The organism is Hymenobacter pini (assembly GCF_020421205.1).
Classification (GTDB): domain Bacteria; phylum Bacteroidota; class Bacteroidia; order Cytophagales; family Hymenobacteraceae; genus Hymenobacter; species Hymenobacter pini.
Genome location: NZ_JAIZZH010000004.1, coordinates 129,616 through 152,241 on the forward strand (window position 1 = coordinate 129,616; position 22,626 = coordinate 152,241).

General features: G+C 61.1%; 18 protein-coding genes. 9 read left to right on the forward strand and 9 right to left on the reverse strand.

The features are described from left to right. Positions 1-243 precede the first annotated feature (243 nt). From LF252_RS16425 to LF252_RS16435, 3 genes are read left to right on the forward strand one after another with little or no spacing between them, the layout of a single operon-like run. Positions 244-2,043, forward strand: coding sequence for a sensor histidine kinase (locus LF252_RS16425; protein ID WP_226270672.1), 1,800 nt, complete (start codon positions 244-246; stop codon positions 2,041-2,043). A 49-nt stretch (positions 2,044-2,092) separates the two neighbouring features. Beyond that, on the forward strand, positions 2,093-2,872 hold the full coding sequence (locus LF252_RS16430) for an alpha/beta fold hydrolase (RefSeq protein ID WP_226270673.1): 780 nt from the start codon (positions 2,093-2,095) through the stop codon (positions 2,870-2,872). 47 nt (positions 2,873-2,919) lie between these two features. Further along, entirely contained in the window at positions 2,920-3,627 is a 708-nt protein-coding gene (locus LF252_RS16435; protein ID WP_226270674.1) for an SAM-dependent methyltransferase, read from the forward strand. Positions 3,628-3,723: 96 nt separating this feature from the next. On the opposite strand, the gene feoB is transcribed toward LF252_RS16435, so the two are convergent. Both feoB and LF252_RS16450 read right to left on the reverse strand, forming a co-directional pair. Continuing rightward, the gene (gene feoB, locus LF252_RS16440) at positions 3,724-5,907 is read right to left on the reverse strand and encodes a ferrous iron transport protein B (RefSeq protein ID WP_262904998.1); all 2,184 of its coding nucleotides are present in this window, start codon (positions 5,905-5,907) and stop codon (positions 3,724-3,726) included. A gap of 10 nt (positions 5,908-5,917) precedes the next feature. After that, positions 5,918-6,184 carry a FeoA family protein gene (locus LF252_RS16450; protein WP_226270675.1) on the reverse strand — a complete coding sequence of 89 codons (267 nt, stop codon included), beginning with the start codon at positions 6,182-6,184 and terminating at the stop codon, positions 5,918-5,920. A gap of 216 nt (positions 6,185-6,400) precedes the next feature. Between LF252_RS16450 and LF252_RS16455 the strand changes: the two genes are divergently transcribed. Further along, positions 6,401-7,297 (forward strand): carboxypeptidase-like regulatory domain-containing protein, encoded by an 897-nt coding sequence (locus tag LF252_RS16455; protein ID WP_226270676.1) that lies wholly within the window; start codon positions 6,401-6,403, stop codon positions 7,295-7,297. 91 nt (positions 7,298-7,388) lie between these two features. On the opposite strand, the gene LF252_RS16460 is transcribed toward LF252_RS16455, so the two are convergent. Together LF252_RS16460 and LF252_RS16465 are read right to left on the reverse strand one after the other, a co-directional pair. Next, positions 7,389-8,039 (reverse strand): OmpA family protein, encoded by a 651-nt coding sequence (locus tag LF252_RS16460; RefSeq protein ID WP_226270677.1) that lies wholly within the window; start codon positions 8,037-8,039, stop codon positions 7,389-7,391. A gap of 89 nt (positions 8,040-8,128) precedes the next feature. Continuing rightward, positions 8,129-10,633, reverse strand: coding sequence for a bifunctional UDP-N-acetylmuramoyl-tripeptide:D-alanyl-D-alanine ligase/alanine racemase (locus tag LF252_RS16465; protein ID WP_226270678.1), 2,505 nt, complete (start codon positions 10,631-10,633; stop codon positions 8,129-8,131). 112 nt (positions 10,634-10,745) lie between these two features. Between LF252_RS16465 and LF252_RS16470 the strand changes: the two genes are divergently transcribed. The 3 genes from LF252_RS16470 (at position 10,746) to LF252_RS16480 (ending at position 15,471) form a co-directional block, all read left to right on the forward strand. After that, complete coding sequence (locus LF252_RS16470) at positions 10,746-11,636, forward strand: EamA family transporter (protein ID WP_226270679.1); 891 nt, start codon at positions 10,746-10,748, stop codon at positions 11,634-11,636. 233 nt (positions 11,637-11,869) lie between these two features. Then, positions 11,870-14,443 carry a YfhO family protein gene (locus tag LF252_RS16475; RefSeq protein ID WP_226270680.1) on the forward strand — a complete coding sequence of 858 codons (2,574 nt, stop codon included), beginning with the start codon at positions 11,870-11,872 and terminating at the stop codon, positions 14,441-14,443. A gap of 131 nt (positions 14,444-14,574) precedes the next feature. After that, positions 14,575-15,471 (forward strand): 1-aminocyclopropane-1-carboxylate deaminase/D-cysteine desulfhydrase, encoded by an 897-nt coding sequence (locus tag LF252_RS16480; RefSeq protein WP_226270681.1) that lies wholly within the window; start codon positions 14,575-14,577, stop codon positions 15,469-15,471. Here the strand turns inward: LF252_RS16480 and LF252_RS16485 are convergent. Beyond that, on the reverse strand, positions 15,433-16,641 hold the full coding sequence (locus LF252_RS16485; protein ID WP_226270682.1) for a hypothetical protein: 1,209 nt from the start codon (positions 16,639-16,641) through the stop codon (positions 15,433-15,435). The two genes, LF252_RS16480 and LF252_RS16485, sit on opposite strands and share 39 nt — an antisense overlap. A gap of 244 nt (positions 16,642-16,885) precedes the next feature. On the opposite strand from LF252_RS16485, the gene LF252_RS16490 reads away from it, so the two are divergent. Continuing rightward, positions 16,886-17,515 carry a DUF4230 domain-containing protein gene (locus tag LF252_RS16490; RefSeq protein ID WP_226270683.1) on the forward strand — a complete coding sequence of 210 codons (630 nt, stop codon included), beginning with the start codon at positions 16,886-16,888 and terminating at the stop codon, positions 17,513-17,515. 11 nt (positions 17,516-17,526) lie between these two features. On the opposite strand, the gene LF252_RS16495 is transcribed toward LF252_RS16490, so the two are convergent. After that, a complete protein-coding gene (locus LF252_RS16495; protein WP_226270684.1) occupies positions 17,527-18,024 on the reverse strand; it encodes a regulatory protein RecX in 498 nt (165 codons plus the stop codon). Positions 18,025-18,210: 186 nt separating this feature from the next. On the opposite strand from LF252_RS16495, the gene LF252_RS16500 reads away from it, so the two are divergent. Then, positions 18,211-20,865 (forward strand): DUF5686 and carboxypeptidase regulatory-like domain-containing protein, encoded by a 2,655-nt coding sequence (locus LF252_RS16500; RefSeq protein WP_226270685.1) that lies wholly within the window; start codon positions 18,211-18,213, stop codon positions 20,863-20,865. Between the two features lie 84 nt (positions 20,866-20,949). On the opposite strand, the gene LF252_RS16505 is transcribed toward LF252_RS16500, so the two are convergent. Genes LF252_RS16505 through LF252_RS16515 form a run of 3 tightly spaced genes read right to left on the reverse strand, consistent with a single transcriptional unit; the run spans position 20,950 to position 22,542 of the window. Further along, on the reverse strand, positions 20,950-21,231 hold the full coding sequence (locus LF252_RS16505; RefSeq protein ID WP_226270686.1) for a DUF4834 family protein: 282 nt from the start codon (positions 21,229-21,231) through the stop codon (positions 20,950-20,952). A gap of 24 nt (positions 21,232-21,255) precedes the next feature. Continuing rightward, on the reverse strand, positions 21,256-22,008 hold the full coding sequence (locus tag LF252_RS16510) for an FkbM family methyltransferase (RefSeq protein WP_226270687.1): 753 nt from the start codon (positions 22,006-22,008) through the stop codon (positions 21,256-21,258). A 54-nt stretch (positions 22,009-22,062) separates the two neighbouring features. After that, positions 22,063-22,542, reverse strand: a complete 480-nt coding sequence (locus LF252_RS16515) for a hypothetical protein (RefSeq protein ID WP_226270688.1) — start codon at positions 22,540-22,542, stop codon at positions 22,063-22,065. Positions 22,543-22,626 lie beyond the last annotated feature (84 nt).

The window sequence follows — 22,626 nt, forward strand, 5'->3', positions numbered from 1 at the left end:
TACAATATTTTTATCATCTAGTACAAAAATCAAGTAAGTTTTTATATTTATTCACTGCCCTGTTATGCCCCACCGTCGCCCTATTGCGTGCGGCCGCTCTGCCTATTGCTAATGTTGCCTATGCGGCACTTTTTTTTGGTCGTCCTCTTTCTTGGCTGCTTGTGCAGTAGCTACAGCTCACGTGCGGCCACGGTGCCCGAGCTGCTGCGCCAGCTGCGCACTCAGCCCGCGGATACTGGCCGTGTGCGTCTACTGAACGCTCTGTGCTATGTCCTGCACGATAATGACCCCACCCGCGCCCTACCCTATGGGGAACAAAGCGTGGCGCTGGCCCGTCGGCTCAACAATCAGCCCGGCCTGCTCCAGGGCCTGCTAAACTTAGCCAGCTGCTACGCCAACCTGGCCGACGGTCCCCACGCGCTGCAGCTCCAGCAGGAAGCCCTGCAATTGGCCCGCCGGCTGCGCTCCAACGATGCCTTGGTGCGCAGCTACACGGGCATGGGCGGGGTATATCATGAGCGGAACGATACGGCCGCCGCCCTGCGCAACTACCAGCGCGCCCTCCGCTACGTTTACCGCCCCGACGTACAGCCCCGCACCCAGCTGATGTTGTTTGGCAACCTGGGAAATCTGTATTTCTATCTGCAGCGGCGGCCGCAGGGGCTGCTATTTACCCGCCGCGCCCTGCAATTGGCCCGCCGCACCAACGACCAGGTTGGCGAGTCATTGTATCTGGCCGACATGGGCTCTTTTTACATGCAGATGAACCAGCTGGAAACGGCCGAGGGCCTGCTGCGGCAGGCAGTGGCGTTAGCAGAAGCGCAGCCCAACAACCGGTTCAGGGCCGGCCACCTGGAGCTGCTGGCTACGGTGTTGCTGCTTCAGAACAAGCTCCCGGAGGCCGACAGCCTTACGCGCCAGGCGTTGCAGCTGGCCCGCCGCGTCAAGTACAAAGAGCGGATACTGGATGCGTATAATCTGCTGGCAGAAATCAACGTGGGATACCGCCAGTACGAGCAGGCGTACGCGTGGCAGATTCGGTTCCGGAATCTGAATGACTCGCTCAACAGTCGCTCCCGGCTACAAACCCTGACGGCCCTGCAAACCCGTTACGAAACCGCCGACAAGGAGCATCAGATTAAGCGGCTCACCGAGCGGGAGCAAGTAATGCAACAACGCAACCGGGCGCAATGGGTGGCTATTTCGGCGCTGCTCCTGGGTTTATGGGGCATGGCCTACCTCTACACGAAGCTGCGCCGGAGCCGGGCCGCGCTGGCGGCCAACCACAATGCGTTGGAAGAGGCCACCCAGGAGCTCCGCCAGCTGGCTGCCTCCAAAGACCGGCTGTACGCCATTATTGCCCACGATTTGCGCGGACCGGTTACGGCCTTTGCGGGCGTTACGGAGCTGATTGACTTCTACCTCCGTCAAGGCGACGAAGAGGGCCTGCGCCGGCTACCGGCCTTGGTACGGCAGTCGGCGCAGCAGCTTAATCACTTGCTGGATAACTTGCTCAACTGGGCCGTTAATCAGACGGGCGAGCTGGCCTTCCGCCCCGAGCGGCTGCTGGTGCATGACCTGTGTCACGAAACCACGCACCTGTACATCAACGCTGCCGAGGCCAAGCAAATCCGCCTGGAGGTGGATTGCCCTATTCAGCTGGGCGTGTGGGCCGATGCGCACATGACCCAAACCATCCTGCGCAATTTGATAGGTAATGCCCTTAAATTCACTCCCGCAGGCGGCAGTATCCGGCTGGCGGCCACCCCGGATGCTGCCTCTAGTACCGTAACCTTGAGCGTGCAGGATACGGGCACCGGCATGACGCCCGACCAAATTGCCGCCCTTCTCGCCCCGGCGTTGCCAACCGCTCCGCGCGGGCCCCGCTCCGGTACCGGCCTGGGGCTGCTGCTGTGCCGGGCCTTTGCCACGCGCCAAGGCGGCACGCTCACGCTCGAAAGCACGCCGGGCCAAGGCACCAAAGCCTGCCTGCGGCTGCCCGCCGCCCAGCTTCCGGTGCTACAGCCCGTAGCGGTTGCCTGAGTGACTGGGCTGCGCGTTTCCCGCGCCGAAGCCCCATCTTTGCAGGGTGATGCTGCAACTACACTTCCGCGAAATGGGGCAGGGCGCCCCCCTAGTGATTCTGCACGGCCTGTTTGGCACCCTCGACAACTGGCAGACGCTGGCCCGCCGCTGGGCCGATGCCGGCTACCGGGTGATACTAGTGGACCTGCGCAACCACGGCCGCTCGCCCCACGCCCCCGAGCACACCTACGCCCTCATGGCCCAGGATGTGCTCGGCCTGTTCGACCAGCTCCAACTCGGCCCCGATGCCACCCTGATGGGTCATAGCATGGGCGGCAAGGTAGCCATGCGATTCGCCCTGGATAATCCCGAGCGCCTGCGCCAGCTGATTGTGGTGGACATTGCCCCGCGCTTTTCCGACATGCGCCACCAGGATGAAATTGTGGCCGGCCTGAATGCCGTGCCGCTGGCTACGCTGCAAAGCCGCCAGCAGGCCGACGACGCCCTGGCCCAACACATCAAGTGGCCCGATGTGCGGCAGTTTCTGCTCAAAAACCTGTACCGCCGCGAGGATAACTCCTTTGCCTGGCGGCCCAACCTGGCGGCCCTCACCGCCGAAATGGACGACATCGGGGCGGAAATTATCGGCCCGCATCCTTTCCTGAAACCGGCCCTATTCATCCGCGGCGGCAAGTCCGACTACGTGACCTCCGAAGACAAGCTCTACGGCATTCCGGCCCTGTTCCCCAATTCGCAGATAGAAACCGTGGTGGATGCCGGCCATTGGGTGCACGCCGAGAAGCCCGAAGAAGTATTTCAGCTGGTAACCGCCTTCCTGGGGCAGTAAACCCTGCTTTTCGGCCTGTTCGTTTTTCCTTTTAGTCTTCTTGCCTCGTGCCCGGTACGCTTTACCTCATTCCCACCATTCTGGCCGACGATACGGCCGCCCAGGTGCTGCCCCCGCAGGTAGCCCAGCGGATTCAGGCCCTCTCCTACTTTCTGGTGGAAAATGCCCGCACGGCCCGGCGGTTCATTAAGAGCATGGCCCCTCAGCAGGTAATTGAGGAGCTGCGCATTCAGGTAATCGACAAAGACAGCACGGAGGCCCAGATTCAGGCTGCCCTGCAGCCGGTGCTGGCCGGTCAGGATGCGGGCGTGATTTCCGAAGCCGGCTGCCCCGGCATTGCCGACCCCGGCGCCGAGCTGGCCCGCCGGGCCCATCAGCTGGGGCTGCGGGTAGTGCCGCTGGTGGGCCCGTCGTCGCTCCTGCTGGCGTTGATGGGCTCAGGTATGAACGGGCAGAGCTTTGCTTTTCACGGGTACCTGCCCATTGAGCGGGGCAAGCGCGTGGCGGCTCTCAAAAAACTGGAGCAACAGGCCCTGCAGCAGCACCAAACGCAGCTGTTCATCGAAACGCCCTACCGCAACCTGCCGCTGCTGGAGGACCTGCTCAGCACCCTGCACCCCGGCACCCGCCTGTGCGTGGCCGCCAGCCTCACCGCCCCCCACGAGTACCTCCGCACCGACACTGTGGCCGGCTGGAAAAAGCACCCCCTCCCCGACATCCACAAGCAACCCGCCGTGTTCCTGATTGGGCAGTAAGGCGGTTGTTGATTATTGGTTGTTGATAGGTGGTTGTTGATTGTTGGTTGATAGAAAGATTCTGACAACGAACAATCAACAATCATCAACCAACAACTACTTCAGCAGCTGATACACCAGTAGCGACGACACGTAGGCCAGGCCGGTCATGTACAGCAGTTGCAGCACGGGCCATTTCCAGCCCTTGGTTTCGCGGTAGGTGGCGGCCAGGGTGCTCATGCACTGCATGGCAAACACGTAGAACACCAGCAGGGAGAAGGCCCGGGCCGGCGTGAAGAATGGCTGCCCATTGAGGTCTTTTTCGGCGGCCAGCTTCTGCTGCACGGTTTGCTGGTCGGCGTCCTGGCCCACGCTGTAAATGGTGCTCATGGTACCCACAAACACCTCCCGCGCCGCAAACGAGGTAAGCAGGGAAATACCAATTTTCCAGTCGAAGCCCAGGGGCCGGATGGCTGGTTCCAGCACGTGCCCGAATACGCCGGCGTAGGAGTTTTCGAGCCGCTCGGAGGCCACGCGGGCTTCGGTCTGCTGCGGATTGAGGCCCTGGCGGATAGCCTCGGTGCGGGCCGTGGCTTCGGCCCGCTCAATACGGCCGGCGGGGCCATAGGTAGCCAGCACCCACAGCAGAATGGAGATGGCCAGAATCACCTTGCCCGCCTGGAACACAAACGCCTTCACCTTCTCCACAATGGTCAGGCCCACGTTTTTCCAGCGCGGCCAGCGGTACACCGGAAACTCCATGATGAAGTAGCTCCGCTCCCGGGTTTTGAGCAGCAGCTTCATGGCCCAGGCTGAGAAAATAGCGGCGAAAAACCCCAGCAAATACAGCCCCATCAGCGCAAAGCCGCGCAGGTTGAAGATGCCCAGCACGGCCTCATCGGGCACCACTAGGCCAATAAGCACGGTGTACACCGGAATCCGGGCCGAGCACGACATCAGGGGCGTGACGAAAATGGTGATGAGCCGGTCCTTACGGTTTTCGATGGTGCGGGCGCTCATAATGGCCGGCACGGCGCAGGCTACCCCTGAAATCAGGGGCACGATGCTCTTGCCGTTCAGCCCGAAGCGCCGCATGATGCGGTCCATCATAAACGTCACGCGGGCCATGTAGCCGGTTTCTTCCAGCACCGCAATAAAGGCGAACAGCAACGCAATCTGCGGAATAAAGATGAGCACCCCGCCCAGGCCCGCCAGCACGCCTTCGGTGAGCAGGTTGATCAGCGGCCCATCAAAATTGGTCTGGATGAGCCCGTTAATCCAGGCCACTCCCTGGTCGATGAGGTCCATGGGGTAGCTGGCCCAGGCAAATACCGCCTGAAACATCAAAAACAGCACCCCGAAGAAAATCAGATAGCCCCATACCTTGTGCGTGAGCACCCGGTCAAGGCGGTTGCTGTAGGGCTCATTCTGCTCGGTGCGCGTCACCGACACGCAGTTGAGCAGCACTTCGTTGATGCGCTGGTAGCGGCTGATGGTTTCCTGGGCCTGCTGCTCCAGGGGCTGAAACCCGTATTGCTCGGTCAGCTCCTGAATGTAGGCCCGCTCATCGGCCGAGAGAAAGGCAATGTGCCGGAACTGGTGTGCGTAGTGCAGCGCCAGGTAGTCGTTGTGCAGGTTGAAGTAGTAGCGAATCTGCCGGATCATGGGCAGCAGCTCTTCGCTGGGCTGATAAAACTGCACGGCGGGTGCGTCCAGCATCTGCGCCATCACAATTTTGAGGGCCGTAATGCCCACGCCCTTGCGGGCATTCATCGGGATGATGGGCACGCCCAACTCTTGTTGCAGCGTCGGCACGTCGATGTGCACGCCGTGCTGCTCGGCCACGTCCATCATGTTCAGGGCCAGCACGGCGGGCAGGCCCATATCGGCCAGCTGCGTAAACAGCAGCAGGTTGCGGCGCAGGTTGCTGGCGTCGGCCGTTACCACCACAAAATCGGGATACTGGTCGCTCGTCTTGTCGTAGAACAGGTCGGTAATGACCTTCTCGTCGAGGCTCTTGGGGTAAAGCGAGTAGGTGCCCGGCAGGTCGATGATTTCGGCCCGGTGCTGGGATGTGAGCTGGCTGATGCCGGTTTTACGGTCAACCGTCACCCCCGGGAAGTTGCCCACCTTCTGGTTGAGGCCCGTGAGCTGATTGAACAGCGACGATTTGCCCGAGTTGGGGTTGCCCACCAGCGCAATGCGGGTCAGAGCCCCGGGGTGGCGCTGGGCGGCCGTTTCCAGCTGCCGGGCCGAAACACTGGCCCCGGCCCGTCCGGAAAGTAATTGCCCGCCTGCCATGTACGTGTACTTATTTCAGAAGAATAGTAGCCGCCTCGCTCACCCGCAACGACAGCGTGTAGTCGGCCATGTCGCCCACCACCAGCGTGATGGGGCAGCCCAGCGGAGCCCGGCTGTTCAAGCGCACCTGGGTGCCCGGAATACAGCCCATTTCCAGCAGCTTCAGCGCCATTTCGGGGTCTTTCAGGCAGCAAATCGTGCCGCTTTCGCCCAAATGCAGGTCGTTCACGCTGCGGGGCGCCGAAGAAGAAGAGGCAAGCGGTGGGCGGTCAGACACGGGTGGGGCTATTTAGATTCACTTCAAACAAAGGTACCACCCATTTATGTTTCAGCCAAAATTCGCTACAGCCTGAGATTATTCTCTGGGGCAGTTCCTGGGAACGGATTATAATTATTCCGAAGAGGAATTGTATTGGTATAAATATTCAGGGAACTATTGCTTTTTTTGCTGCATTTCATTGTAATTTTGGGATATACACTAGCTTGCTCGCATATGCTTCAACGCGTACTTTCCCTTTTTGCTCTGGTTTTACTGCCAGCCTTAAGCTTCGCTCAGGATGCGAAAATGACGGGCCGTATCGTCGATGAAAAGACGAAAGAGCCTATCCCGTTTGCCTCTATCGGCTTGAAAGAGGAGCAAACCGGTGCCTTGACCAATGAGTACGGTTTTTTCCAGATGGCCATGCCGCAGAAAAACCCGCAGGACTCGTTGATTGTGATGGCGCTGGGCTACTACCGTAAAGCAGTTCTCATCAAGCCCGGCATCAAGGTGCAGGACATGATTATTGAGGTTCCGAAGCGGGCCATTGAGCTGGCTAACGTAACCGTAAAAGGTGGTAAGGTGAAAAACCTGGGCCTAGGCTCTACCTCCAACACCCCCGGGGAGGGTATGATTCAGGGTATGCCCGGTAGCCAGTACGCCTTCTTCGTAAAAAACGAGAAGGGCAAGAAGCTGGGCAACGTGCGCTCGGTGTCGTTCTACATCGGTGAAAACGGCTTCCCCCGTGAGCCGTTCCGGGTGCGGCTGTACAAAGCCGATGGCAACTACAACTCGCCTAACACTGACCTTCTGACCGAGAACATCGTGGTATCGGCCCCGAAAGGCGGCGAATGGTACACCGTTGACCTGACCCAGTACAACATTGAAGCGCCAGCCGAAGGGTTCTTCGTGGCAATGGAATGGATTGTGAGCGGCGACAACTTCTACTCGGTGAACTTCATGGACAACTACACGCCCTACGGCCAGATTCTGCGCCCGACGTTTGAGTTCAAAGAAGCTCGCACTTGGAACTACACCATGGGCCGCGGTTGGAGCCTGATTACTTTGGCCAACAATGGCATGCGCTACAACGCCATGATTCGGGCTGAGGTAGACCAGATTAAAGACTAACGCACAGACGCGCACCAATCCAAACAAAAAGCCCGCTTGCAACTGCAAGCGGGCTTTTTGTTTGGATTGGTGCTGAAGCTAAGCTTAGGTCTTATTTGAGCACTGCAATTTCTACGCGACGGTTCTGCTGGCGGCCGGCGGCGGTAGCGTTGGTAGCAGCAGGAGCAGCTTCACCCATGGGCTCCAGCGTTACTTGGGCGTCGGTCATCATGCCGTTGCTCACCAGCCATTTTTTCACGGCGGCGGCGCGCTGGGCACTGAGTTCCTTGTTGTAGTTTTTGTCGCCGCGCGAGTCGGCGAAGCCCATCACGCGCACGTCTTTGCCTTTGTAGCGGCGGGCAATAGAGGCGCTGATTTCGGATAGGGCCCGGGTAGCGGAAGGCTTGATTTCGGCCTTATCGGTGTCAAACAGCACTTTCTCTTCGAGGCCGTACACGTTGTAGGTATCATCGCCGCGCACCGATACCTCGGGCAAGTCGATTTCCTCCAGCTTCACGTCGGCTAGCTTGGCTTTGCTCATGTCCCAGGAGTTAGGCACCGCGTTGCCAGCTTTATCGGCGGCGGCACCGGCGCTGGCAGCGGCGTTTTCGGCCATATCACCGGCGGTTTCACCAGTGCGGGCTACTACGGCCGTGTCGGCAGTAGCTTCCGAGAGCTGATCTTTTTCTTCGGGCTTCTTGAGGTCGGAGCAGGATGCTAGCAGCAGGGTGGCGGCCAGGGCGGACAGCAGGGTTTTGTGCATGGGAGAGAGTAGTGTTTGGTTATGGAGAAAAAATGATGGCTCTAACCTACGTAAATCTGCGTTGCGCAACTGAAAAGTGGCGCAACAACTCAATCCTCCGCCACGAACACCCGCTTCACCCGCTCGCTCACGTTGGTGAGCAACTCATACGGAATAGTGCCGATGCACTGGGCCAGTTCGGTGAGGGGCAGTCCCGGGCCGAATACCACGGCCACGTCGCCGGCCTGGGCCGCGGGAATATCGGTGACGTCTACCATGCACATATCCATGCACACGTTGCCTACCAGCGGGGCGCGCTGCCCCCGGATAAGCACCTCTCCCGCCCCGCGGCCGAAGCGCCGGTCGTAGCCGTCGGCGTAGCCGATGGCCAGGGTGGCAATGCGCCGCGCGTGGGCAGTGGCGTGGCCGTGGCGGCCGTAGCCCACGGTGTGGCCGGCGGGCAGGGCCTTTACTTGGGAAATAGTAGTGCGCAGGGTGCTCACGGGTTGCAGGGCGTCCTGCTCGCGGCCGGTGGCTTCTACTCCGTACAACCCAATGCCCAGGCGCACCATATCGTGCTGAGCCTCGGGGAAGCGCACAATGCCGGCCGAGTTGAGGGCGTGCTTGAGAATGGAATACCCCAGGGCCGCTTCTACCTGCGGGGCCATGCGTCCGAAGGCGGCCAGCTGCGCCCGGGAGAAATCGGTGTGCTGCTCCTCGTCGGCCCCGGCCAAGTGGGTGAGGGCACTGGCCACGCGCAGGTGGGCGGCGTTGGCGCGAAGCACCTGGCACAGAGCGGGCAGGTCTTCCTCGGCGAAGCCCAGGCGGCGCATGCCGGTATCCAGCTTCAGGTGAATGGCCGGCAGGGGCGCTTCGCGGGCCGCCTGCAGGTACGTTTCCAGCAGCTCAAACGAGTAGATTTCGGGCTCCAGGTGGTACTGCCGCAGCTTCTGAAACGACTCAGGCGCCGGGTTCATCACCATCAGCGGCAGGCTGATGCCGTGCTGGCGCAGGTCCACGCCTTCGTCGGCGTAGGCCACGGCCAGGTAGTCGGCGCGGTGGAACTGCAGCAGGTTGGCTACTTCCGAGGAGCCGCTGCCGTAGGCAAAGGCCTTCACCATCACCATCAGCTTCACGCCGGGCTGCAGGCGTCGGCGGTAGAAGTTGAGGTTGTGCACCAGCGCATCCAGGTTTACCTCCAGCACCGTGCCGTGCAGCTTCTGCTGGAAGGCCGCCACCACCCGCTCCAGGCCATAGCGGCGGGCCCCCTTCACCAGCAGCAGCTCCTGCCGGAACTGCTCGGGCTGGAAGCTGGCCAGAAACGCCGCCGTATCGGGGTAAAACTCGGCCCGCAGCCCCGCAAACGCCGCCGCGTGCCGGCTGATATCGGGCCCGATGCCGATGAGGCGCTCCACGCCGTGCGGGGGCAGCAGGGCTGCCACCCGGGCGTACAGCTCGGCCCCGCCCAGCCCCGATTCCAGCACATCGGACAGGATAAGCGTGCGGCGGCCCCGGCGCGACTGGCGGGTAAGGGCATCGAGGGCCAGGCGCAGGCCGGCCAGGTCGTTGTTGTAGGTATCGTCGAGGATGTAGCAGTCGTTGAGCGCCTGCTTCATTTCGAGGCGCATGGCCACGGGCTGCAGCCTATCCAGGCGGCGCTGAATTTCGGGGGCGGCCACCTGCCGCCACAGCAGCACCAGCAGGCAGTGCAGGGCGTTTTCTACGGAGGGCTCATCGGCGAAGGGCAGCGTGAAGGTGTGCTCATGGGGGCGGGGCCGGGCACGCTCCACGCGCACCACGGTGCGGTCGGCGGCAGCCTCCTGCACCGTTACCAGCGCATCGGCCTCCTGGCCGTCGAAGCGGGGGCGGTGGCGCGTCCAGGCTACCAATGTAGTGCGGGCAGGATTGAGCTGCCGGCGGGCGGCGGCGTGTACCAGCTCGTGGTCGGCGCAGTAGAACAAGGTATCTACCTGGGCAAACAGCCGCATCTTCTCGGCCACCTTCTCGGCGTGGGAGGTAAAGCCGGCATCGTGGGCAGTGCCCAGGTTGGTGAAGATGCCCAGCGTGGGTTGGATGATGCGGGCCAGCGCCGACATCTCGCCCGGCTCCGAAATACCGGCTTCAAAAATACCCAGCGTGTGCTGGCTGGTGAGCTCCCACACGCTCAGGGGCACGCCCACCTGCGAGTTGTAGGAGCGCGGGCTTTTGCAGATCAGCTCGTCGGGAGCCAGCAACTGGGCCAGCCATTCCTTCACGATGGTTTTGCCGTTGGAGCCGGTAATACCGAATACGGGCAACGCGAACCGCTGCCGGTGCCAGGCCGCCAGCTGCTGCAGGGCCGCCAGCGTATCGGGTACCAGCACGAAACCGGCCTCGGGATACTCGGTGAGCGGCACGGGCTGCTGCACCACAAACTGGCGCACACCGGCCCGGTACAGCTCCGGCAGGTAGCGGTGACCGTCGTGCTGGGGGCCGCGCAAAGCGATAAACAGGCTGTCGGCGGGTGTATCCACCCGGCGGCTGTCCAGCAGCAGGCGCTGCACTGTGGCCGAAGCGGCGGGCAGTTGCAGCAGGGTACCGGAGAGCAGCGGGGGCAGGTCGGAGAAGGCAAGCATAGCGCGGGCAAAGGTAGGTAACGGGGTGCGCGTAGCAGAAGCGCCGGGCGGCCCGGTTTGTTCCGCCGGGGCCTAGCAGCTGTTACCTTTAGGCCTTCTTTACTACTTCCTGTTGAAACTCTCGCGCTACCACCTAGCGGCCCTGGCGGCCTTTTTTATCTGGGGCTTCTTCCCCGTTCCGTTGCGCTGGCTGGCGGGCTACCCCAGCGGGCAGATTCTATTTTTCCGGGTGTTGCTGTCGTTGCTGCTGCTGTTGCTCATTCATGGGCTGGGGCGGCGGGCGGTGGTGCGCCAAACGTGGCAGCAGTGGCGGGCGGCCCCGGCCCGGGAGCGGCGGCCGGTGCTAGTTAGCACCATGGTGGGCAGCGTGCTACTCACGTCCAACTGGCTGCTGTTCATCTACGTGGTAAACAAGGTGAGCGTGCAGGCCGGTTCGTTTGCCTACCTCATCTGCCCCATTCTGACCTCGCTGCTGGGGTTTGTAGTGCTGCGCGAGCGGCTGCGGCCCCTGCAGTGGCTGGCCATCGGGCTCAGCGCCCTGAGCTGCGCGCTGCTGGGCTCCGGCGAAATCTACTCGTTGCTGATGAGCTTAGTAGTAGCCACCACCTACGCGGCCTACCTCATCAGCCAGCGCCGCCTGCAGGGCTACGACCGGCTGGTGCTGCTCACGGTGCAGCTCACGCTCACGGCTTTGCTGATTCTGCCGCTGGCCCCGCTGCTGGGGGCCGAGCCGCTGGCCGGCCTGCACGATACCCACCTGCTGGCCGTGGTGCTGCTGCTGAGCGTGCTGTTCACGGTGATTCCGCTGTTTCTGAACCTCTACGCGCTGAACCAGCTGCCCTCGGGCACGGTGGGCATCTTCATGTACATCAATCCGCTGCTGAGCTTTCTGCTGGCGTTTCTGTATTTCGGCGAGCAGGCCTCGGGGCTGAAGCTGGGGGCTTACGCGGTGATTTTCCTGTCGATTGTGCTGTACAACTGGCGGGGAAGGTCTGTAGGGTAAGAGGGTATGGGGGTAAGAGGGTACGAGTTGAGATGCCTGTCATCCTGAGCGCAGCGAAGGACCTTATCACGCATGAATAGTACGCTGTTACGTGATAAGGTCCTTCGCTGCGCTCAGGATGACAGGCTTATTACCACCATACCCTCCCTCCCGCTTACCCTGCTAATCACCTATCCTGCTTACCTTCGGGCTTGGGTCCAACTCTGGCCTTATCCGACTTTTTAGTAAGCCGAATGACTACTCCTCCCCGTCAGGCCGTTGCGCCGTGGTGGCGGCGGGTGCTGCCGCACCTGCTGGCCGTTGTGTTTTTTCTGGTGCTGGCCGCCGTGTACTTCTCCCCCATCCTGTTCGATGGCAAGACGCTGGCCCAGCACGACATTGTGCAGTTCAACGGCGGGGCCCACGAGGCCGCCCAGTTCCGCGACCAGACCGGTGAGGAAGCCCTCTGGACGAATTCCATGTTCTCGGGCATGCCCACTTACCTCATCAGCACCCGCTTCCCCGGCGACCTGAGCCAGTACCTGCATAAGCTGTTCACGCTGGGGCTGCCGGCCGTGGTAGCCAACCTGTTTCTGGCGCTGGTGTGCGGCTATGCGCTGTGTGTGGCCCTGGGTCTCACGCCGCTGGTGAGCGTGGTAGGGGCCGTGGCCCTGGGCTTCACGAGCTACAACCTCATCATCCTGGCCGCCGGCCACAACACCAAGAGCCTGGCTCTGGCTTACGCCCCGCTGGTGCTGGCGGGCCTGCTGGTGGCGTTCCGACGCAACAAATGGCTAGGCACGGCGCTGTTTGCCCTGGGTCTGGCCATGAACGTACGCTCCAACCACCTGCAGATTACCTACTACCTGCTGCTGCTGGTGCTGGTGTTTGGCGTGGTGGAACTGGTATTTGCTGCTCGTGAGAAACGTCTGCCCGATTTCCTGACGCGCACGGCTCTGCTGGGCGTGGCCGCGCTGCTGGCCGTGGGCGTAAGCTTCGGCCGCTTGTATACCACCTTGGAATACAGCAAATACAGCATCCGGGGTAAATCGGAGCTGAAAACACCGCCGCCAGTGGTTCCCGGCCAGGCCCCCGCCCCTGACGAGGACGCGGGCGGCTCGGGCCTGGGCAAGGAGTATGCCTTCAGCTACAGCTACGGCGTGGGCGAAACGGCCACCCTGCTGATTCCGAACTTCTACGGCGGGGCTTCGCAGATGAAGCTCTCCGAAAACTCCGAAACCGGCAAAGCCCTGGCGGCTGCTGGCGTGCCACCCGTGCAGCTGGCCGACTACTTGGCCCAGATGCCTACCTATTGGGGTGACCAGCCCATTACCAGTGGCCCGGTGTACGTGGGCGCGGTGGTGTTCTTCCTGTTTGTGCTGGGTTTGATGGTGGCCGACCGCCGCACCCGCATCTGGCTGCTGGCGGGCACGTTGCTGTCCATCGTGCTGGCTTGGGGCAAGAACTTTGAAGCCTTCAACTACCTGATGTTCGATTACTTCCCGGGCTACAACAAGTTCCGGGCGGTAAGCATGGCCCTCACCATTGCCCAGTTAGCCATGCCGGTGCTGGCGGTACTGGCCCTGGCCCGCGTGCTGCGGGGCGTGCCCTCCACCGTAGCCGCCGCACCTGCCAGCACCCACCCCAGCCTGGCCGCCCTGACCGGCGCACCAGTGGATACGGCCGATACCGCCCTGCTGAAAAAGCACGTGGTGCGGGCTTTGGCTATTACGGCCGGTTTGTGCGCGCTGGCGTTCCTGGTCGGTCTAGTGTCTGATTTTGCTTCGCCCATTGATGCCCAGCTGCAGCAAAGCGGCTTCCCGCTGGAAGCTTTGCGTGCCGACCGCGCCTCGCTGCTGCGCATGGACGTATTCCGCTCTTTGTTCTTCGTGGTGGCTTCGGCCGGGGTGCTGTGGTTTTTCCTGCAGCGCAAGCTCTCGGCCAGCCTGGCCGCGGCCCTGGTGGGCGTGCTCACGCTGGTAGATTTGTGGGGCGTGGATAAGCGCTACCTCAACGACGGCAACTTCCAGCAGCAGACCATTGCCGAGCAGTTTGCCCCCTCCCCCGCCGACCAGCAGATTCTGCAGGACAAAGACCTGAGCTACCGGGTGCTGAACGTGCAGAACCCCTTCAACGAAGCCCAGACCTCGTATTTCCACAAGAGTATTGGCGGCTACCACGGCGCCAAGCTGCGCCGCTACCAGGATTTGATTGAGCGCCAGATTTCGACCAACAACACGGCCGTGCTCAACATGCTCAACACCCGCTACGTGATTGTGCCCGGCGAGCAGGGCCAGCCCCAGCAGGTGCAGCGCAACCCCGGCGCCCTGGGCAACGCCTGGTTTGTGGGCCAGGTGCAGAAAGTGCAGAACCCCGACGAGGAAATCAAAGCCCTCACGGGCCTGAACACGGCTACCACGGCCGTAGTGGATGCTTCCAAGTTTCCCCTCAGTCAAACCACCTTCCCCACCGAGGGCTCCACCATTGCCCTCACCAAGTACACCCCCAACGCTCTCACCTACCGCGCCAACGCGGCCCAGGCCGGGCTGGTGGTATTCTCGGAAATCTACTACGCCGATGGCTGGAAGGCTTTCATTGATGGCAAGGAAGTGCCCTATCTGCGCGCCAACTACGTGCTGCGCGCCCTGCAGGTACCGGCCGGTAACCACACCATCGAGTTCAGGTTTGAGCCCTCGGAGTACGCCATTGGCAACACCGTTTCCCTGGTTTCGTCGGTGCTGCTGATTGCGGCGTTGCTGGTGGCCCTGTTCTACGCCCTCAAGCACCGCCCCGAGCCCCACTCCGTAACCGATACGCTGTTGGCGTAGGTGGTTTAGCTTATCTGTCATCCTGAGCACCGCGAAGGACCTTATCCCGTTGGAACGGTTTGTTCGGCGTGATAAGGTCCTTCGTTGCGCTCAGGATGACGGTTTTCACAATCAACAACCAAACAACTCCTATGCTACTTAAGCCACTTTCGGAGGCGGCGGCCGCGCGGGCGGGGGTGCAGCTCCTGCTGCTGCGCGACGACCTGACCCACCCCGAGCTGCCGGGCAACAAGTGGCGCAAGCTTAAATACAACCTGCAGCAGGCCCGGCAGCAGGGCCATACTACCCTGCTCACCTTCGGCGGGGCCTACTCCAACCACATTGCCGCCGTGGCCGCCGCCGGCTGCCTCACCGGTCTGCACACCGTGGGCGTCATCCGCGGTGAAGAGCTGGCCACCCGCCCCCTGAACCCCACGCTAGCGCAGGCCCAGGCCGATGGCATGCGGCTGCACTTCCTTGACCGGGCCACCTACCGCCGCAAGCACGAGCCCGACGTGCTGGCGGCGCTGCTGCAGGAGCTGGGCCCGGCTTACGTGGTACCCGAAGGCGGCTCGAACGCCTGGGCCCTGCCCGGCTGCGCCGAGCTGGTTACCGAACTGCGGGCCCAGCAGCCCTTCGACTACCTGTGCGTGGCCTGCGGCACGGGCGGCACGCTGGCGGGGCTGGCTACCGGGCTGCAAGGCCCGGAGCGGGTGGAAGGCTTTGCCGCCCTGAAAGGCGCGGATTTTCTGCGCACCGACATCAACCACCTGCACCAGCACAGCACCGGCCGCCTCTACCCCAACTGGCACCTGCACACCGCTTACCACGGCGGCGGGTACGCCCGCCTCACCCCGGAGCTGCGGCAGTTCCTCACCGATTTCCACCAGCGTCACGGCACCCTCCTCGACCCCATCTACACCGGCAAAATGCTGCTGGGCGTGCTGGATTTGTTGGATCAGGGCTACTTCCGGCGCGGCAGCACCGTGGTGGCCGTGCACACCGGCGGCTTACAGGCCTGGGCTGGCTTTGGCAGCGCGCCCGGGTAGCCAGTACGCTACGGCCAGGCCTGCCAGCGCAAACACACAGGGCAGCACCGGCAGCAGAAACCGCACGTCCCAGTCTTCCACCGTGAGCATCACCACCAGGCCCTGCAGCAGCACCACGCCGCCCAGAAACACCCGCGCCGGCAGCCACGCCCCCGCCGTGCGCAGCCCGCGCACCGCCAGCCAGTAGCAGGGGTAGATGAACGCCACAATCAGCAGGATGTGGCTCCAGGAGTAGTAGGTTTTCACGTAGCTGAAAAACAGCAGCCCTTTCAGCGCGGCCAGCTTCAGAAAGTACACCGGATTGGCAAAGATGAAGTAGCCCAGCCGCAGCACCGGCGCGAGGCCCGGCGGCGGCAGCTGCAGCGGCTCAGTGGGCTCCACCACCCAGGGTGTGTAGCCGTAGATGATTTCGCCGCGCAGGTAGGTTTCTACCAGCGTGAAGGTGAGCAGCAGCTTGTTGAGCACCCACCACCACAACGGGGCCAGCGCCGCCAGCGCCAGCAAAGCCCGCCGGAGAGCCCGCCGCCCCGGTACCTGCCACAGCCGGGCCAGGCCGGCCAGCGCTGCCGCCCCGGCCACCACAAAGCCGTTGGGCCGCACAATACCCGCCAGCAGCACCAGCACCCCAAACACCACCCAGCGCCCCGCCGGCCCGCGCCGGGCCCGCACCAACGCCCAAAACGCCAGAATGGAAAGGCTGGCAAACAGGCTTTCGGTAAGGATGTACACGTTGAACTGCTGGGCATCGCGCCAGCCGATGAGGGCGGCGGTAGCAAGGGCCGCCGGCCGCCAGTCGGGGGCCTGGGGGGTGAGGCGGCGCAGGGTGCGGTAAAAGGCGCGGGCAGCCAAGCCGCTCACGGCCATCTGGCCCAGCACAATGCCCCACCAGCCGGCCCCTAGCTTCAGCCACAGGCTGATAAACAGCGGATAGCCTACGTAGCGCAGGTTATGGTCCCGCTCAAAGTGCCACTCCTGGGCAATGCGCGTGCCGTAGGCCAGGTAGCGGCCACTGTCGTTCACGTAGCGGGGGCCGTGGTGCTGAATCAGCAGCGACACCTGCACCGCCACCCACAGCCCCAGCAGCAACCACCCGTGCCAGCGCCGCAGCCCCACCGGGCCGGGCGGAGTGGCTGTTTCAGAAGCAGTTGACAACAACGGGGCAATGCGCATACGCTGCAAAGGACGGGAAGAATATGAGGAGAATGTGAATTAATGTGCGGAATGTGATAAATGTGGCGAACAGGCCTTTGGCAGTCAGCCGGTACTTTGGCGATGCTTTCTGCGTACAACGCGTAGCCTGTCTGTCTGCGTTATTATTCTCATTCCTCGCATTCCCCCATATTCCTATCATCCTACACATCGGGCCACATTCTTCACAGTACACCACATTCCATCCTCATTCCCCACATTCATAATGCCCCACCTGTTCCGCCTTCTGCTGCCGCTGTTGTTTCTGGTTGCCCTGGGCTGGTTTCTCTGGACGAAGGTTCGTCCGGCCCTCACCGGTTTCGAAAACCCCTTGAACCCCGAGCCGCGCATCACCGTCACGCATAACACGGTGCTGGAAAAAGTGGAAGCCCTGGGCCGCATGGAGCTGGTGCGCTACCAGTTCAAGGATGTGGTAGAGTATAAAAAGAGCACCTACCGCTTCCTACCCGACGCCAAAGTGGCCCTCATCGTAGCCGGCCACGCCGTGGGCTGCCTCGATTTGCGCAAGGTGCGCGCCCAGGATGTGGTGCTGGAGGGCGACTCGGTGCTGCGCCTAGCCCTGCCCGAGCCGGAGCTGTGCGTGTGGCAGGTAGACCACAGCAAAAGCAAAGTGTATAGCGTGGAAAACGGCTTTTTCCAGGATGCGCAGCTGGTAGATGCCGGCTACAAATACGCCGAAGCCAACGTACGCACGGCCGCCTTACAATCCGGCATTCTGGCCCAAACCACCCAGAACGCCGAGCAGATTTTGCGCCCCATGCTGGAAACCATGACGGGCCGCCGCGTTATTCTTACCCATCAGCTGCAAAATCCGCAGCTGCCGGGCAAACGGTAGGCCCGGAGGCACTACTCGTCCTCTTCAGGCACACGGCCCAGGTCTTGGAGGGCCATTTTAATCAGGTCCTGCTCGTAGCCTTTGCCAGTGAGGTATAACTGCAGTTTCTGCCGACGCTTGGCGGGGTGGCGCTCCTTTTCCTGCCGGTCCTTTTTTTCGAGCAGCTCCTGCAGGTTTTGGTAGTACTCGTCCCCGTCTATTTCCTTCAAACCCACTTTGATGCAGTAGTCAGAGAGGCCCTTTTGCTTCAGCTCCTGCATGATGCGCCGCCGGCCCCATTTTTTGCGGATGTGGCCCCGCACAAACGTCTGCGCGTAGCGTTCCTCGTTCAGAAAGTCTTCCCGGCTCAGCCGAATCATAATCTCGCCGGCCTCATCTTCTGTCAGGCCATAGTCGCGCAGCTTGCTTTCAGTTTCCTTGAACGTACGCTCCTGATACACACAGAAAGCCAGAATCTTCTGCAAGGCTTCAGCGGGAGTATAAAACTTCTTTTTAGCGGGCTGCATCATACTTGCAAAGAAAAATCGAACGGCAGATTATCCGGTTATAACGCCACCCCGGCGAAAATAGCTCAATTCCGGCCGCCTGGTTTCAACGCTGCCGGCCACTGAAGCAGCAGGAAAAATAGCCCGCAAAGGCAACCATCGGCCACTGGTTTTCCTCTACCTTTCACTTATGCGACTAGTTACCTGATTATGCGGCTTCTCACTACGCGTTTTGGTATTTTCTTCCTCCTGCTGGTTCTGCTGCAGCTGGCGCGGCCGGCCGCCGGCGGTATCGTGCGAGGCCGCATCTTGAGCGTGAAGGGCGAGGCGCTGGCCTTTGCCAATGTAGCCGTGAAGGGCACCACACTGAATACGGCCTCCAACGAGCAGGGCAATTACCAGCTCCGGCTCACCCCAGGCAGCTACGAGCTGGTATTCCAGTACGTGGGCTTCAAACCGCACATGGAAACCGTGCGGGTAGCGGGTGGCGACACCGCCACGGTACTGAACGTAAGCCTTACCCCCGAAAACTACCAGCTGCGGGAAGTAGTGGTGCGCTCTACCGACAAGGACCCCGCCTACTCTATTGTGCAACAGGCCATGCAGTGGCGGCGCTACCACCAGCGCGAGGTAGCCGCTTTCAAAGCTCGGGCCTACATCAAAACCCTGGGCCGCTTTACCGATGTGCCCGGCAAAATTCTGGGCCTAGTGAAAGTTGGACCCGATTTTAAACCGGGTATTTTCTACCTCTCCGAATCGGTATCGGAGATGAGCTTCAGGCAGCCAAACGTGGTGCAGGAACGGATGATTTCCTCGCGGGTGAGTGGTGATACCAAAGGCATCAGCTTTAACCGGGCCAGTGCCGGGCGGGGCCTCAACTTCTACCAGAATGTGCTCAAAAGCGGCTTTTCGGAAAGGGGCTTTGTGTCGCCTATTGCGGCCAATGCACCACTGTTTTACCGCTACGAGCTGGAAGGCAGCACCCAGCAGGGCAGCTTGCTCATTCATAAAATAAAGGTGATACCGCGCCGCCGCACCGACCCCGTATTTGCGGGCCACATCTACATTGTGGATGGTACTTGGCGGCTACACTCGGTGAGCCTCGACCTGACCAAGGACGCCCAGCTCGACTACGTGGAGAACCTGCACATTGAGCAGATTTTTGCCCCCGCCCCCGGCCCTTCCGACGTGTGGATAATGCAGAGCCAGAAGGTAACAGTGGGCTTTACGGCCTTTGGCTTTAAGGGCAATGGCTACATCACGGCTATTCTTTCCAACTATCAGGTAACGCCCACTTACCCCAATCGGCCGGCTCCTGCTGCCCCACCCGTTGCGACGGGCAAAGACACCGATGATGCGCCCGTAACCCGAGAAACGGTAGCGCAGGTGAAAAAGCAGAAGCCTAAGCTGAGCGGCCTGAGAAAAGCAGTACGCCGCCAGAGCCGCGAATCCGCTGCCCGCGACACGGCGGGGTTAGGCTTGGGCAAACTTAAGCGTGGAGAGGTGATGCTGGTAGAAAAAGGGGTAAATGAGCGGGATACCAGCTACTGGTCCAGCATTCGACCCGTGCCGCTCACTCAGGAAGAGCAGAAGGACTACCACGTGAAGGATAGTACCGAGGTTATCCGCAGCTCCCGCCCCTATCAGGATTCTCTGGACCGTAAGCGCAACGAGCTGAGCGTAGGAAAGCTGCTGCTGACGGGCTATAGCTACAACAATACGTTCCGGAAGCAACAATGGTACGTGGCACCGGTATTCAACATCGTTAACTACAACACGGTGGAAGGGGTAGTGGTCAATCCACAGGCCACCTACACCCAGCGCACCGACGACCGGCGCACCTGGTCGGTAACGCCCTCGGTGCGCTATGGCTTCAGCAACCATCTGTTCAGCCCGAGCGTGGCGGCGTCCTGGCAGACGGACGCGGTGAAGCTTTCCCGCTTCAGCCTACAGGCCGGCCGCTCCATTGAGAACTTTGACCCCAACAGCCAGCTGACGCCCTTCATTAACTCATACTATACGCTGTTCAAAAACCGTAATTACGCCAAGCTGTACCGGCGCGACGGGTTAGCCTTGGGCTACCAGTGGGAGCCGCTGAATGGCCTCACGCTGCAAGCTACCGGCAGCTATTTTGTACGCCGGGAGCTGCAGAACACTACCTACAAGCTTATCACCGACCAACCGGGCCGGGCCTTCACGTCCAACCTGCCGCTGAATGACGAGCGTCCTGACGGCGTACAGTTTGGCCGGAGTGAAGCCCTTACCACAGAACTCACTGCCTCGTTCCGACCCGGCCAACGCTTCATCACCCGCCCCGATGGAAAGTTTAATCTGGGTTCTAAGTATCCCACTTTCCTGCTCATCTGGCGGCAAGGTATAGGCGGCATACTGGGCTCCGATGTGCGCTATACCATGCTGGAAGCGGGTGTGCGACACTCCGTGAGCCTTGGCCTGCTAGGAACCAGCAGCTACCGGGTAGCGGCCGGTTTCTTCCCAGGCACCAGCACTCGTTTGGCCTTCATGGACTTCCGCCACTTCAGCGGTAACCGCACCTACCTAACGGAGGATTTCTCCAAGTTTCAGCTCCTGGATTACTACCGCTACAGCACTGCCGACCGGTTTCTGGAGGTGCATTACAACCACCATTTCAACGGCTTTCTGCTGAACAAACTGCCCCTGCTGCGGCAACTCCACTGGCAGGAGGTAGCCTCACTGAACTACCTCACTACCCCCACTGCCGGGCAGTACGTAGAGGTAGGGGTAGGCATTGAGCATATCTTTAAGCTTATGCGTGTCGATTTCTACACAGGTCTGCAATCAGGCCACAAAGTGGGCACCGGCATCCGGGTAGGCCTGGGCTTTTAGAAGTCAAAAAGGGTAAAAAGAAAAGCGCTTATGAAGCCATACTGAGGCCCATAAGCGCTTTTCTTTTTCTCGTTGCATCAGTCTCTACCGCACCTCCTCGAAGTCGACATACTCGCCGCCCTTGAACTCTGTGGGCTTGCGAGGCTTCTCCCGGGGCGGAACGTAATCTACTTGTACTTCCCCGGATGCAGACTGACTACTCCTGGCATGAGGCTGGGCAGGATTTGTAAAGGGGCCTCCACCAAACTGCTGCCCAAACTGGCGGGCCTGTTTCTTCAACAAATGACTGATGATGAAGCGCATGAGCAACGGCACCACATACCGCCCAAACAGCCACAGAATGAGCAGAACAAGCAGAAATTTCATTGGCAAAAAGGAGAGACCTGACGGTTAGGAAACAGGTTGAAAATAGAAATCGGCTGTAACGGCACTGGTCAAGTGGGCATCCGTGCAAGGCACAAGTTCAGAACGCTCCGACAATACAAATGGTTTATAGCCCAGCCCAGCCAACAACGTAGCCACGGCCCGGCGGTTTTCCAGCCCATTCAGCTCCGTCTGAATCAGGGGCCGGAAGCGGCGCAGGGTTTCTTGCATGTGCCGGAACACCTCGTACTCGAAGCCTTCCACGTCGCACTTCACAAAATCCAGGCGCGGCAGGTGCGCAAACAGCTCATCGGGCACACGCATGGGTACCTCATAGGTGCGGGCGTAATGCTCGTGCGGGTTGCTGGCGGCCACTTTGGTCATGCCGTGGTGCAGCAACCCGTTACGCTCCGGGGTTCCCATTTGCACGGTAGTATTTTCACCGCCCAGCGCGTACGGCAGCAACGTAAGGTTGGAAATTCCGCTCAACTGCACATTATCTTTCCAGATAGCCTGAAAGTCGGGAATAGGCTCCACGGCCAGCACTTGCCCCTGCACACCTACCAGCCTGGAAAGCGCCACCGAATAGTACCCCAGGTTGGCGCCAATGTCCAGGCACACAAAACCGGGCCGCACAATCTTCTCCAGGAAAAAAAGCTCCGGATACTTCTGGCGGCCCCAGCCGGAACCAACCAGCCGCAAATACACCCGGCTTACCACCCGGATATACCGCTCAAAACCCAGCGTGCGGACCAGCAGCTTGCGCAGTTGTTTCATCATAACACTGCAAAGATGCCGGAAACCACGCAAACCCGCAGGCCCAGTTTTGCATCTTTAGCTTTCGGCGGTAGTACGCTGCTGGCGCAGCGCCCAGGCAGTACTAGCGGCTACCACGCCACCCACCAAATACCAGGCAACCGTCATGGCTTTGGTTTGCGGTGTCCGGTTGCTGGGGGCAGTTCCCAGGCCCATCGGCCCCGGCAGGAACACGCCGCCGATACCGGCCGCCAGCCCCAAGCTAATCCCGCGCCACCACACCCCACTACCGGCCCCTACCAGACTGTAGTATAGCCCATTACTGAGTATATCCCCGGCCAGGGTGAGAGCATAGGCAGTGGCGTGGTCAAGCTGCGGAGCATCGGCTTTATTGAGCAGCTTGCGTAGGCCCCGCTCCCCTAATAGGTCCATGCGCGGAGCATCAGCCGGGCGTACCCGGCGCACGGTTTCGTGCAGCACGTTGAGGACTACGGCTCCGGCAAAGCCACTGATCAGGGCTTTGGATAGGGTAGTCAGGGAAGAGGTGGAAGTGGACATCAGCGGAAGGAATAAGCGGAACTGAGCGGTTTGGATGAATAAAAAAATACGGTAGGAGCTTGCACGTTGTTCGCGCGGCTTTCT

Bases quoted from the DNA above. Each gene is read 5' to 3' on its own strand.
- LF252_RS16430 (WP_226270673.1), top strand. From the start codon at position 2,093: ATGCTGCAACTACACTTCCGCGAAATGGGGCAGGGCGCCCCCCTAGTG.
- feoB (WP_262904998.1), bottom strand. From the start codon at position 5,907: ATGGCAGGCGGGCAATTACTTTCCGGACGGGCCGGGGCCAGTGTTTCG.
- LF252_RS16455 (WP_226270676.1), top strand. From the start codon at position 6,401: ATGCTTCAACGCGTACTTTCCCTTTTTGCTCTGGTTTTACTGCCAGCC.
- LF252_RS16460 (WP_226270677.1), bottom strand. From the start codon at position 8,039: ATGCACAAAACCCTGCTGTCCGCCCTGGCCGCCACCCTGCTGCTAGCA.
- LF252_RS16465 (WP_226270678.1), bottom strand. From the start codon at position 10,633: ATGCTTGCCTTCTCCGACCTGCCCCCGCTGCTCTCCGGTACCCTGCTG.
- LF252_RS16475 (WP_226270680.1), top strand. From the start codon at position 11,870: ATGACTACTCCTCCCCGTCAGGCCGTTGCGCCGTGGTGGCGGCGGGTG.
- LF252_RS16480 (WP_226270681.1), top strand. From the start codon at position 14,575: ATGCTACTTAAGCCACTTTCGGAGGCGGCGGCCGCGCGGGCGGGGGTG.
- LF252_RS16485 (WP_226270682.1), bottom strand. From the start codon at position 16,641: ATGCGCATTGCCCCGTTGTTGTCAACTGCTTCTGAAACAGCCACTCCG.
- LF252_RS16490 (WP_226270683.1), top strand. From the start codon at position 16,886: ATGCCCCACCTGTTCCGCCTTCTGCTGCCGCTGTTGTTTCTGGTTGCC.
- LF252_RS16495 (WP_226270684.1), bottom strand. From the start codon at position 18,024: ATGATGCAGCCCGCTAAAAAGAAGTTTTATACTCCCGCTGAAGCCTTG.
- LF252_RS16500 (WP_226270685.1), top strand. From the start codon at position 18,211: ATGCGGCTTCTCACTACGCGTTTTGGTATTTTCTTCCTCCTGCTGGTT.
- LF252_RS16505 (WP_226270686.1), bottom strand. From the start codon at position 21,231: ATGAAATTTCTGCTTGTTCTGCTCATTCTGTGGCTGTTTGGGCGGTAT.
- LF252_RS16510 (WP_226270687.1), bottom strand. From the start codon at position 22,008: ATGATGAAACAACTGCGCAAGCTGCTGGTCCGCACGCTGGGTTTTGAG.
- LF252_RS16515 (WP_226270688.1), bottom strand. From the start codon at position 22,542: ATGTCCACTTCCACCTCTTCCCTGACTACCCTATCCAAAGCCCTGATC.